General features: G+C 40.1%; 10 protein-coding genes and 2 pseudogenes. 2 read left to right on the top strand and 10 right to left on the bottom strand.

What is annotated here, in order from left to right:
- Positions 1 to 253: 253 nt before the first annotated feature.
- A pseudogene (gene clcA / locus ADICYQ_RS19145) lies at positions 254 to 1,534 on the bottom strand (H(+)/Cl(-) exchange transporter ClcA); the annotation flags it as partial.
- Between the two features lie 465 nt (positions 1,535 to 1,999).
- On the opposite strand from clcA, the pseudogene eno reads away from it, so the two are divergent.
- Positions 2,000 to 3,272 (top strand): annotated as a pseudogene (gene eno, locus ADICYQ_RS19140) (phosphopyruvate hydratase).
- Between the two features lie 389 nt (positions 3,273 to 3,661).
- Here the strand turns inward: eno and ADICYQ_RS19135 are convergent.
- From ADICYQ_RS19135 to atpD, 9 genes are read right to left on the bottom strand one after another with little or no spacing between them, the layout of a single operon-like run.
- Positions 3,662 to 4,411 carry a F0F1 ATP synthase subunit gamma gene (locus ADICYQ_RS19135; protein WP_020889598.1) on the bottom strand — a complete coding sequence of 250 codons (750 nt, stop codon included), beginning with the start codon at positions 4,409 to 4,411 and terminating at the stop codon, positions 3,662 to 3,664.
- A gap of 7 nt (positions 4,412 to 4,418) precedes the next feature.
- Positions 4,419 to 5,960: an alternate F1F0 ATPase, F1 subunit alpha gene (locus ADICYQ_RS19130; protein WP_020889597.1), complete on the bottom strand. Its 1,542-nt coding sequence runs from the start codon at positions 5,958 to 5,960 to the stop codon at positions 4,419 to 4,421.
- 1 nt (position 5,961) lies between these two features.
- Positions 5,962 to 6,738 carry a F0F1 ATP synthase subunit B family protein gene (locus ADICYQ_RS19125; RefSeq protein ID WP_020889596.1) on the bottom strand — a complete coding sequence of 259 codons (777 nt, stop codon included), beginning with the start codon at positions 6,736 to 6,738 and terminating at the stop codon, positions 5,962 to 5,964.
- 7 nt (positions 6,739 to 6,745) lie between these two features.
- Complete coding sequence (locus ADICYQ_RS19120) at positions 6,746 to 7,015, bottom strand: F0F1 ATP synthase subunit C (protein WP_020889595.1); 270 nt, start codon at positions 7,013 to 7,015, stop codon at positions 6,746 to 6,748.
- Positions 7,016 to 7,071: 56 nt separating this feature from the next.
- Entirely contained in the window at positions 7,072 to 7,812 is a 741-nt protein-coding gene (locus tag ADICYQ_RS19115; protein WP_020889594.1) for a F0F1 ATP synthase subunit A, read from the bottom strand.
- Between the two features lies 1 nt (position 7,813).
- Positions 7,814 to 8,116 carry an ATP synthase subunit I gene (locus tag ADICYQ_RS19110; protein WP_020889593.1) on the bottom strand — a complete coding sequence of 101 codons (303 nt, stop codon included), beginning with the start codon at positions 8,114 to 8,116 and terminating at the stop codon, positions 7,814 to 7,816.
- The gene (locus tag ADICYQ_RS19105; RefSeq protein ID WP_020889592.1) at positions 8,109 to 8,441 is read right to left on the bottom strand and encodes an AtpZ/AtpI family protein; all 333 of its coding nucleotides are present in this window, start codon (positions 8,439 to 8,441) and stop codon (positions 8,109 to 8,111) included. The genes ADICYQ_RS19110 and ADICYQ_RS19105 overlap by 8 nt, the downstream gene beginning before the upstream one ends.
- Positions 8,441 to 8,827, bottom strand: coding sequence for a F0F1 ATP synthase subunit epsilon (locus ADICYQ_RS19100; protein ID WP_040417143.1), 387 nt, complete (start codon positions 8,825 to 8,827; stop codon positions 8,441 to 8,443). Before ADICYQ_RS19100 ends, ADICYQ_RS19105 begins: the two co-directional genes overlap by 1 nt.
- 17 nt (positions 8,828 to 8,844) lie before the next feature.
- Positions 8,845 to 10,323: a F0F1 ATP synthase subunit beta gene (gene atpD, locus ADICYQ_RS19095; protein WP_020889590.1), complete on the bottom strand. Its 1,479-nt coding sequence runs from the start codon at positions 10,321 to 10,323 to the stop codon at positions 8,845 to 8,847.
- A 176-nt stretch (positions 10,324 to 10,499) separates the two neighbouring features.
- Here atpD and ppsA point away from each other — a divergent pair, with 176 nt between their 5' ends.
- Complete coding sequence (gene ppsA, locus ADICYQ_RS19090; protein WP_020889589.1) at positions 10,500 to 12,881, top strand: phosphoenolpyruvate synthase; 2,382 nt, start codon at positions 10,500 to 10,502, stop codon at positions 12,879 to 12,881.
- Positions 12,882 to 12,906: the final 25 nt, after the last annotated feature.

Below are 12,906 nucleotides of genomic sequence, written 5' to 3'. Positions count from 1 at the left end.
TGCCGTTCATTGGACTGATAATGATTGGAAAGACCAGCATATTGCAGAATCTAAAGAAAATGGTGCTGGAATTTTCACCACAGACATTAAGGCAAATAAAAAATCGGCTAAAATTGAATTTACCTTTCATTGGAAAGAAACGGATAAGTGGGAAGGAAGAAATTTTTCCGTAAATATAGCGCGTTAAGGATAAGACTGGGATTTCAAGTGTTTTAATTGAGGTCCAAGACATGGTAAAAGAAATGTTATATAGTTAATGTGTATTCCGAGCTAAAATTCGTTTTAGCAAAATGGAGTAAATAGGGCCATTACCTAATACCGCAGTGCATACCGATGCAGTTACAGCCGTAAATATTAAGGGGAGAATCAATTCATAGTTTGCGGTCATTTCAACACTCAGCGCTAAACCTGTGAGTGGTGCTCTAATCGTAGACGCAAAAATACCAGCCATACCAGCCACTGCGAAAATAGCTGGATCTTGAACCAGGTCAGGAAAAAAATATTGCGCCAGACCTCCAAAGAGCATTCCTAAAATTACTCCTAAAGTAATCAATGGGGTAAATATACCTCCTGGGACGCCGGAACCGTAACTAATAACTGATAAAACCAATCTTGCCAAAAAAAGCAACAAAAGGAATTGTAGGGTAAATGAATTCTTGGTCACGTTGAAAATTGTATCATATCCTGCCCCTATCATATCTGGCCAAAACCTTCCAACAACTGTAATGGCAAAGGCCAATAATAATGCAACCGTAATATAATTGAGTTTGGTTTTGTCGAAGAAATCCAGACTTTTGATCAGCAATTTATTGAAAATAAATCCAACAAAACCCAGTAGAATCCCGAGAAGAACAAAAAGCCAAATCCCAGATAATTGCTCAAAGGTAAAAATTGTTATTTCTATAATAGGACCTCCGCCAACCATTAACCTTACTATCATGTCAGCCGAACCAGCACCTATCATAAGCGCTGCAACCGAATAAAAATTAAATTTAAAATGGCCGTTCATCTCTTCGATCACAAAAATGATCCCAGCAAATGGCGCATTGAAAGCGCTTGCAAGTCCTGCCGCTGCACCTGTAGAAATCAGAGGGTTGTTTTCTCCTTCAGATTGTTTGAAAACATCTTTTATCATCTTACCAACATTGGCGCCCATTTGGACTGTAGGTCCCTCTCTGCCCAATAATAAACCACTACTTAGCGAAAATATAGAGCCAAAAAATTTAACCGGTAATACCTTTTTCCAACGTATAGGTCTAATGCCGTCCAATGCACCTTCAATTTCCTGAATACCACTTCCTGCAGCTTCAGGGGCAAATTTCTTGACCAGGAATATTGAAAACCATATCGCTAGAAATGAGAAAAAAAATGGCCATAACCAATTTAACCAATCAAGATTCAGTCGATCAGGGGAAAAGGCGATTTTAAGTGTATTTAAATAAGAAAGTATCAGTCGAAATAAAGAACTTAAGATTCCTGATATTAAACCCACCAAAAGTGCGTAAAATAAAAGCTTGTAATTACGGGTATCGACCTCCCTTAATCTGGATGTTTTTTAATTCTCATGGGATGTACTTATACTGTTTCCTATTTGAAACTGACCGTCTGGTTCAATTGGGTAGCATTAACGCTTCCCGGGATGCATTGAGCCCATTGCGTATACCTAGCAGACAAAACTAAACAGTGCAGGCTTCATCATGAATGACTTAGATCAGTTCTTTCAACGATATCATCGTTTTTTTGTGGGGATGGGGTAAATCATCAAATTGATGTGATCCTGATTTATATCATGTGCCGTTTTTTAAATCTGCTATACCTTCCAACAATGGATGAAGAGGTGCTCCTTCCGCTGTTGATTACCAGACCTTATTGCATCAGAGCTGTTTTTTTAATTCTATATGTCTAGGGCCCAATCATAAGGTTTAAAAGAGAGCCCTTGAAGAAGGATGAGAAAAGGCATCAAAGTGAAAAGAAAAAAGTAACCTTAAATTTTACTAAAATGAATTCAAAAATCACTACTATTTCAGCACTCGAGATATTGGACTCCCGAGGCAACCCTACACTTAGGGCTTATGTAACCTTAGAAGATGGGACAAAAACTTCTGCTTCAGTGCCTTCAGGAGCATCTACGGGGCAGAATGAGGCACTAGAGCTTCGTGATGGTGAAAAGCGTTACGCTGGAAAAGGTGTGCAAAAGGCGGTAGAAAATGTAAATAAAGATATAGCTGCAGCGCTAATTGGAATGCATGCTATTGACCAAAAAGACATTGATTATACGATGATCGAGCTAGATGGTACCGAGAATAAATCACGGCTCGGTGCCAATGCCATCTTGGGGGTTTCCATGGCGGTTGCCAAAGCGGCTGCCGTATCCTCTAACCTGCCATTGTATCAATATTTAGGAGGTTCTAATACGGTGCGTATTCCTGTGCCCTGTATGAATATACTTAACGGTGGCGAACATGCCGATAATAGTGTTGATTTTCAAGAGTTCATGTTGGTACCGCACGGAGCACCGAATTTTAAGGAAGGTCTTCGTTATGTTGCAGAAACTTTTCATGTACTTAAGAAGATATTGAAAAACAATGGTCTTGCCACTAGTGTTGGCGATGAAGGTGGTTTTGCACCAAATTGCGCAAGCAACGAAATAGCGATTGAATTGATAATTGAAGCGATTGAACAGGCGGGATACAAACCTGGAGAAGATTTATCAGTCGCCATTGATAGTGCAGCCAATTCTTTTTCTCCCAATCTTGATAATCAATATGACCTGACATCTTCGGGAGCTGGAAAGATGACCACTGATGAGCTAATTGAGTTGTCGGGTGAGTGGTTGAAAAAATATCCTATTGTTTCATGGGAAGACCCACTTTCTGAAGGAGACTGGGACGGATTTTCAAAATTTACCAAAGAATTCGGAGATAAAATAGAAGTGGTTGGCGATGATATTTTCGTTACCAACAGAAAGTATATTAGTAAGGGTATTGCCAAAAAAAACTGCCAATTCTGCCCTAATCAAATTAAACCAGATTGGGTCGGTCACAGAAACCATTGAAGCAGTACGAATGTGTCGTGAAGCCGGCTGGCGATATTTTTTGTCGCACCGTTCTGGAGAAACTGAAGATACTTTTTTAGCTGATTTTGCCGTAGCGATGGATGGAGGGCATTTAAAAGCAGGTTCGGCGTGTAGAGGCGAACGAGTGGCTAAATACAACCGGTTGCTTGAAATAGAACACGAACTTAAAGGACGTTCCGAATATCGATGGAAATAAATAAATCCATATAACCCATTATAAATGTGTGGCTAAAGTAATATTTTTATGCCTTTGCACCTTGGTTAGACCATGAAAAGAGTAAAAAAAATTGAGCGTTTAGTTATGGCTTTTCAAGTAAAATATACTCCAATGTAAGGCCTACTGTAAGTCTTGTGAAACATCGAAAAGTTCAATTGCCAAAATGGAAATAAAACTTTGGCCATATTAGGTGTGCAAAACAATTTATTTGGAGTTAGCCCAACTATTTTTTTTCTTTCTTTAAAGCCGTGAATCCAGCGATCACATCAAATAGCTCTTCGTCTATTGAACTTTGCCTTAGCCGATGATATGTATGCCCAATATTATCAAGCAATTCTTCAATATTTTTTCTGCACGTTGCATGGCATTCAATCGGCTGAAGTTTTCACTGGCCAATGACTCGGTACAAGTTTTATACAACGTAACAAAAGAAACTCCCTTATTAAACGATGTATCAGTTTATCGCTATCACCAATAATTTCTGGGAGTTTTTGGGTAGGCCATTTCAATTGTCCTTTATCCTGTAGCCATTTTTCATCCAGGGGGAATAAGCGTAATTTTTCCTGTTGGTAAGCCCCTTCTTTTACCAAATGGTTGTGAAAAAGGTAATACTCATCCAAGTTTCCATTTTCCCAATTTTCCTCTAATTGAACCAGGATTGATCCGATTAGAGTGGTTGTCGCATTAATGGAATTTGGAAGGTTGAATTGCTTGGTTACCGTCAACCCCATATCCGTCAACAATAAAGGCACGCGAACACCGACGGTCCAGATTTCCAATTTACCCTCCTGAGTTGACAAAGACTTTGAAACATATTCCGACAGGGCATCATTAAACTGCCCGACAAATCCTTGATCTGAACCAAAAACAATGGCACAAATAGATTTTTCAGCTTTGTTATTCTTAGTTTTCTGTTTAGTATCTGGGGTTCCTAATCCAATATGCTTTAAATAGGCAACAAGCCCCAAAGAAACATTGGTCCAGTAATCATCCAACGATTCCATGGCCATTTCATATTGGCCAATATTGGCACCTGCCATAGCCTTCATGGTCCGCACGATGGTGTTTAGTTCTTTTGCTCCTTTAATCTGTCTTGTTAAGCTTTCCAGCGAATCCATTGCGAATTTATTTAGGTAGTTGTTCTGCCTCTTGAAATGCCTTAAGTGCAGTTTTTGAAGCTGTCAACATACTTTCCTGGCCGCTTTCATTTACTTCTTTACTGGAAGAAAAGCTATTTAAAACCTCTTCGGGTAAATTGGCTATACTTTTTATAACCGCCATTTCAGCCTCCCGCATATTTTCAAGTGAAATTGTATCAAAAAGGCCATTGGTCAGTGCCAGAAGTACGCCTATCTGTTCCGCTACGGATAAAGGTTGCAATTCATTTTGTTTGAGAATCTCTCGAATGCGCTTGCCATGTTCAAGGATACTTCGTGTTTCTTCATCTAAATGGGAGCCAAAACGGGCAAAAGTTTCCAATTCTTCAAATTGTGAAAATCCAAGTTTTAAGTCACCGGCAATTGCGCTATAAGCAGGCAATTGCGCTTTACCTCCCACACGAGAAACCGATTTACCTACCTCAACTGCAGGTAAAATACCCAATTCAAATTGTTTGGGTGAAAGGTAAATCTGCCCATCGGTTATCGAAATAAGATTGGTAGGAATATAGGCTGCAATGTTTTGTGCTTCGGTTTCAATTATAGGAAGGGCGGTTAATGAACCTCCTCCAAGTTCATCGCTCAAATGCGTAGAACGCTCCAACAACCTGGAATGGATGTAGAAAATATCTCCAGGAAAGGCTTCACGTCCCGGTGGTCTTTTTAGCAAAAGAGAAAGCTCACGATAGGCCCTGGCATGGTTCGTTAAATCATCATAGACGATGAGTACATCTTTACCATTTTGCATAAAATACTCAGCGATACTGGTGGCAGCATAGGGAGCAATGTATTGCAGGCCAGGCGAATTGTTGCCCTCTGTAACCAAGACAATGGTATAGGCCATGGCCCCATTTTCTTTTAAATCTGCGATGACTTTGGCAACAGAAGAAGCCCGTTGCCCGATAGCACAGTAGACACAGATGACCTCTTTGTCTTTTTGATTCACAATCGTATCAAGGGCAATGGCGGTCTTACCTGTTTGCCGATCACCCAAAATCAATTCTCGCTGGCCTCTCCCAATTGGGATAAGCGCATCAATCACCTTAATTCCCGTCTGCAAGGGCATGCTTACCGCCGAACGATCCATAATGGCTGTGGCATCCCGTTCAATAGGCAGTCTTTTCTCATAGGAAATGGGTCCTTTATCATCCATAGGTTGACCCAAAGGACCAATTACCCTTCCAAGAAGGGCTTTACCCACTGGAACATCCATTACTCGATTTGTGCGTTCCACAAGGTCACCCGCATTTAGTTCAGAGTCCTCTCCTAAAAGGATGGCTCCGATTTCATCTTCATCAATGTTAAAGGCGATACCGTATAAATTTCCAGGAAATTTTAATAATTCCTCATAACCAACATTGGGAAGACCCGATACTTTTACCACACCAGCGGAAACGCTGGTGACGTGACCTACTTCTTTTGGGGCTAAATCAAAGGAGTGATTCTCCCTATGTTTTGCAAAAGCATCAAACGTATCATCCAATAAACCATTATAATCTGTTACGCCCATTTCATTTAGATTTCGTTTCTATTTCCACCTTTTTTCCTGTATCCACTTCGTTTTGAAAAGATTCTAAATAGTCATAAATACTCCAGGATAGTTTGAAACCATTCGTCAGAATTTCAATGCCATTTATCAGCTCTTGGCGGATAACAAATTCATAGGTGGCTTCGGTATTTAGTACAGCATTTACCGATTTTTGGATCGCAGCTTGTTGATCGGTAGATAATTCAAAAGCACTTTGCACTACTATAGGTTTACTGCCCTCTTTCAACGCTTCAGCAAATTTTATTTTATCTTCCTCATTTAGGGTGTCTAATTTTATCAACAAGACCTTCAGGGTTTGCTCCTCCAAACTTGCAGAAGAAAGGTCGGTCAAGGTTTTTCTTGTAATATTTAACACTTCGTCTCCTATCCTTTTTGCTATATTATTGTTTTTACTGGCTTGATCTTCAGTAAAGGCCTTTTCTAATTTTTCCTTGAGAACATTGGCCTCATTTCTAGCTGTTTCTTTTAGTTTCTCACTCTCTACTTTTGCTTCAGAAACAGCCTTCTGCATCAATTCAGCCTTCTGTTTATCAAAAGATTCATTCTTTTGGTTGAATTCATCCTGCGCTTTGGTAGCTTCTTTTTTTTGAGATGTTGCATCCAATAGTTGATTTTTAATATTCGTTTCTCTTTTATCGATTGCAGCTAAAATAGGCTTATAAAGGAAGCGTTTAAGTAACCACATCAACAATATAAAATTGATGATTTGGGCGATGAGCGTAAACCAGTCGATATTCATTTTGAAATTAGTTAGCTATGAAATGGTTCCAGAATGGATTGGCAAATATTAAGATCATCGAAATCACAAAACAATAGATTGCCAATGATTCAAGCATAGCCAAACCCACAAAAAGAGTACGTGTAACGGTTTGACTTGCATCTGGTTGTTGTGCCATTGCACTTAGTGCGGTTGAAATAGATTTTCCCTGCCCAAGTGCAGGTATCATACAGCCAATACCTGTAGTTAATCCTGCGGTAATGATCGAGACCAAAGCGATTATTGTTGAACTATCCATAATATTGTATTTTTTGTTGTACCAATTTTAGTTTTGAATTAAATTTTAATAAGGGTTTATTTTGCTACTAATTTAGCTTCAGTTAGGATTTCAGGTTGCTTGTTCATTTTCTTTTTTTTGACATTCTTTCTATCTGATTCTTCAGTAGCCGCTGCAATATAAACGGTTGCCAAAATGCTGAATATATAGGCTTGTATAATTCCCGTGATAAGCCCTAATACCGTCATCAGAACGGGGAAGAACAATGGTGCTATACTCAGTAAAATAGAAACGATAAGGCCTCCACTCATGATATTTCCGAAGAGACGAACGGCCAGTGCCAATGTACGAGACACTTCACTTATGATATTAAAAGGGAGCATTATAAATGTCGGTTCAATATAGGTTTTCAAATACCCAAGAACACCGCTTTCGGCAATGCCAAAAAGAGGCGTTGCCAGAAAAACGCATATGGCCAGTGCTGCTGTAGTGGAAAGCGAGCTGGTTGGAGGTTCGTAGCCCGGGAAAATGATACATAAGTTAGCAAAGGCAATGAAAATGAACAGGGTGCCGATAAAACTTAGAAACTTTTCAGAGTTTTTTAGCCCCACTTCCTTTATTTGTTGGTTCATGCCAGTAACAAGCATTTCTAAAATGCACTGCCAGCGTGATATTTTTAAATCGGTACGTAGTTTTCTGGTTACCAAAAAGGACGCCATTACCAATACAAACATTAATACCCAAGTGGTTACCAATGTAAGGTTGATGGTTATAAAGCCATTTTGCCAGAAAATCGTTTCATCAGGACTCAGTTCCATCTTAATAATCTTTTTCTAGTTTTATTGGGACTACCTCTTTTGACTTGGTCATTTTGATGACAACAAAACGAGCAACTATAAAGCCGAAAAGACAGATCACCATATACTCCAAACTGTTTTGGCCCAGGTAATAAAAACCTATAAGAGTAATCCCTACCCTAATGAATAAACTACCCAAATACCATAATACCACCTTTTTGGAGGTCAACATTTTTTTTGAAGTGAACCAAAGTCCTCCAAAAAATAGAAATCCCAGGCAAACGCCGCCAAAGAGAACCAATAAGTCCATCACTAAATCATTCATCTTTTTTCTTTTTATGTTCGTGCATTGATTTATTTTCTTTGTCTATCCATTGCCAGGCAATTGCACAACCAATGAAAAGGCCAGCAATTAATAAGGTCAAAGTCCATGAAAAAGTCTGTGGATACCTAACATCCAGCGACATTCCTAACATGGCGCCCAATATTGTGGGTACTGTCACCGACCAACCCACCATGCCAAAAGTGCCAAAGCCTGCCCACACACTCTTTTTTTCCTCTTCTCTGGCATTCATCATTTGCCGCTCTTTGCTTTCTACTTCTTCTATGAAGTCCTTTACCTTTTTCTTACCCTCACCATTAGTATCCATTATTGACGTAGTTTTTTAATACCTTGCATAAATTCGGTTTCCAATTTGGCGACGGCCTTTCGAACATCTCTTTCCGTTTCGTCCAGGTTCACAAACTCACTTTCCACAGCTTCTCTAAGCTTTCCCAGATTGGCTCCGGCAATGGCATTTCTTACGGATATTTCTACATATTCATCCTTTTTGGTCAATATCCCCTCGTCCATAGCCACATAGTGCTCTACACCTTCTTTTGATTCATAGACCAATATGCCAGGTACCAGAGCTGCAACGCAATCTAATCGCTGAGGTAAAAAACCGTAGGAACCGGCATTTGTATCAACCACAATACGTTTTACTCCCGAAATTTTCAGAAATACCTTAAACGGAAGTAATATATGTAGGTCCATTGTATTATGTTCTAGGTCTATGCTTTAGTAGTCTCTTTAGAAGTAGTGCTTGTTTTCTCTACCTCAGGTTTTTTTTCTTCTTTCGATGGTTCTTTTTTAGCCTTTTCTATGGCCTCTTCAATTGTGCCAACCATATAGAAAGCACGCTCTGGCAAATCTTTGAATTCATCGTTAAGAATTCTTTCGCAACCATCAAGTGCATCCGAAAGTCGCACTCCTTTTCCTTTAAGTCCACTGAACTGTTCCGTTGTAAAGAATGGTTGGGTAAAAAACCTTTCCAAACGCCTTGCCCGGTTCACAATAGTGCGGTCTGCAACAGAAAGCTGTTCAAGTCCTAACATGGCAATGATATCTTTTAGCTCCTCATATTGGGCCAAGGTTTGCCGGATTTGCTGTAATATGTGATAGTGCCTATCACCGATTATACCCGGAGTTGCCATTTTTGAGCTGGATTGCAATAAATCTATTGCTGGGAAAAGTCCCTCACCAGCCCTTTTCCGAGATAAAGTAATAGAGGCTGAAAGATGAGAAAATGTATGCACAGCAGCGGGATCTGTAAGGTCATCAGCTGGTACATACACTGCTTGTATGCTGGTAATGGCTCCAGTATCAGTATTGGCAATGCGCTCTTCCAGTTTTGAAAGCTCCGTACCCAAAGTAGGCTGGTAACCCAATCTTGACGGCATTTGCCCCATAAGGCCTGAAACTTCCATCCCCGCTTGAATAAAACGAAACACATTGTCGATAAGCAAAAGCACATCCCGATGTTCATCGTCCCTAAAATATTCTGCCATGGTCAATGCGGCATGTCCTACCCGGAATCGAGCACCAGGCGGTTCGTTCATTTGACCGAACATCATCACCATATCTTTCAATACATCCGCCTTTTTCATGTCATGGTAAAGTTCATGACCCTCACGACAGCGTTCGCCTATTCCACAGAACATGCTTATACCTTGGTGATAGCCCACCATATTATGGATCATTTCGGTAAGTAATACGGTTTTACCTACTCCCGCACCTCCAAATAGACCGGCATTACCACCATGCTGTAAGGGCACCATTACATCAATAGCCTTAATCCCTGTTTCAAAAATCTCCGATTTTGTAGCGCGTTTCGCTAAAGAAGGAGGCAGTTGATGAACACTTTTACGTGGCAGTTCCGGTAAAGCTTCTCCATGGTCAATGGTATTTCCAAAAACATCGAACATACGTCCCATTATTTCTTTGCCCACAGGAACAGTTAATTGACCTCCATCTGTTTCGGCTTTCATACCTCTGGCCAAACCTTGTGTAGGGGTCAAGGCGATGCCGCGAACTCTATGGTCGTCTAATTGTGCCAAAACCTCAATGGCAATGGAATTGTTAGGGCCCGTGTGAATTAATGTGTTAATAGAAGGTAATTTACTGTCGAACCAAATGTCTACCACACTCCCCTGCACGGCAACTACTTTTCCCAAAAAAGACTTATTGTTGTTTTTTAATACCGTGGACATACTTCTGTTCTTGTAAATGAAGTAGTAAAAGTATTCTATTGAAGTGATAAGGGAAATGATCTAGATCATGCTAATTTTTTTTTCTACCATGACTCAGGTCATTTCGTTTGGCATGGAATCATCGGAGATTCGTTTTATAAAATCTTGATCGGAAACGACCTTTTAACTATACAGTAATGAAAAATTTCATACGCCATTTTAACGAAATTGATATCAATGATGTGCCCATTGTAGGAGGAAAAAATGCTTCTCTTGGAGAAATGTTTCAAAAGTTGACTCCAAAGGGGGTGCAAGTTCCCGACGGCTTTGCGACAACTTCTGAGGCATACTGGCACTTCTTAGATGAAGAAAATATAAAGGATGAAATCTTCGGTCATTTGGCAAAATTGGATACCAAAGCGTTTTCGAATTTAAGGGAAGTTGGAGCGACAGTTAGAAAGGTTATTCTTGATTCAGAACTTCCGGAAGATATCAAAGAAGCCATTGGAAAAGGTTACGATGCCTTAGTAAAAAAATACAAAGGTGATATTTCATTGGCCGTACGAAGTAGTGCTACAGCCGAAGATTTGCCCAATGCAAGTTTTGCGGGCCAACAAGAAAGTTATCTGAATGTAAAAGGAAAAGTAGAACTTGTTGACGCCTGCAAAAGATGTTATGCATCACTTTTCACCGACCGGGCCATTAAATATAGGCAAGACAATGGTTTTGACCACACCAAAGTGGCCCTTTCTATTGGTGTTCAGATGATGGTACGTTCAGATTTGGCAGCTTCTGGAGTAAATTTTACCCTGGATCCTGATACTGGCTTTGACCAGGTTGTACTGGTTTCTAGTATTTATGGCCTTGGTGAGAATATTGTTCAGGGTAGCATCAATCCCGATGACTATTTTGTATTCAAGCCAAGCTTAAAAAAGGGTGTTCCACAACCCATTGTTTCCAGAAACCTGGGCAGTAAAGAAAAGACCATGGTTTATGACGAATCCGGAAGTGGTACCATTAACCTTAACACTCCGGCAGAGAAGCAAGAACTATTTGTACTGACCGATGCCGAGGTAATAAAATTGGCTCAGTGGTCATTGATCATTGAAGATCACTACAAACGTCCTATGGACATCGAATGGGCAAAGGATGGTTTGACCAATGAACTATTTATCGTTCAAGCCAGGCCAGAAACCGTACAGAGTGCTAAAAAGAACAAACTAAAAATCAATACCTATACCTTATTGAAAAAGGGTAAGGAAATAACTCATGGAATGGGTTTGGGCAACAAAATATCATCTGGAAAGGCCCGCATATTGCATAGTCCTGAAGAATCTGACAAACTTCAGGAAGGTGAGATATTGGTTACGGAACGTACCAATCCCGATTGGGATCCTATTCTTAAAAAAGCAGCGGGAATCATTACAGACCAAGGTGGACGTACCAGCCATGCTGCCATAGTTGCACGTGAAGTGGGTGCTGCGGCAATAGTTGGAAGTAACAATGCAACAAAGGTAATTAAAGACGGACAAGACATTACGATTTCTTGTGCTGAGGGCGATACTGGCATCGTTTACGAGGGCCTTTTAGAATGGGATGAAAAAGAAGTTGACATTGCCGCTCTAGAAAAACCTAAGACACAACCTATGCTGATTTTGGCGGATCCTGAGCAGGCATTCAAATTTTCATTTTATCCCTCTGAAGGGGTTGGATTGATGCGATTGGAATTTGTTATCAACAATTCTATTCAAATTCACCCTATGGCCTTGAAACATTTTGACGACCTAAAAGATGCAGCAGTTAAGGAGAAAATTGAGAAATTGACCCACCACTATCCTGACAAGTCTGATTATTTTGTACATAAGCTTGCAGAGGGTATTGCCACCATCGCTGCTGCCTTTTATCCCAAAGACGTTATCGTTCGAACCAGTGATTTTAAAACGAATGAGTATGCCAACTTAATAGGAGGCACCGAATTCGAACCTGTAGAATCTAACCCGATGCTCGGTTTTAGGGGCGCTTCACGATACTATAATCCTAAATACCAGGAAGCCTTTGCATTAGAATGTAAAGCGATTAAAAAGGTACGTGAAACCATGGGGCTAGACAACGTAAAAATTATGATTCCCTTCTGCCGTACATTAAAAGAAGCCGCCAAGGTTGTAGAGGTTATGGGAAAAAATGGTCTGAAACGTGGTGAGCATGGACTTCAGCTATATATGATGACTGAAATACCCAATAATATCATCTTGGCAGAACAATTTGCTGAATTCTTTGACGGATTTTCAATTGGCTCCAATGACCTCACACAATTGACTTTGGGTGTAGATAGGGATTCTGAATTGTTGAGTGACATCTTTGATATCAATGACCCTGGGGTCAAAAAAATGATTGCTATGGTCATAGAATCTGCCCATAAGACGCACACCAAAATCGGACTTTGTGGTCAGGCACCTAGCGATTATCCTGAGTTTGCACAGTTTCTTGTAGAAAAAGGCATCAATTCTATTTCCTTTAATCCTGATGCCCTTATATCAGGAATCAAGAACATCAACAATGCAGAGAAAAGCCAAAAGTAGAAATTGAACCAATTTTGAGTAGGAT

The organism is Cyclobacterium qasimii M12-11B (genome assembly GCF_000427295.1).
Lineage (GTDB): Bacteria > Bacteroidota > Bacteroidia > Cytophagales > Cyclobacteriaceae > Cyclobacterium > Cyclobacterium qasimii.
Note: the sequence above shows the minus strand (reverse complement) of the source record. Positions and strands in the feature narration are given on the sequence as shown.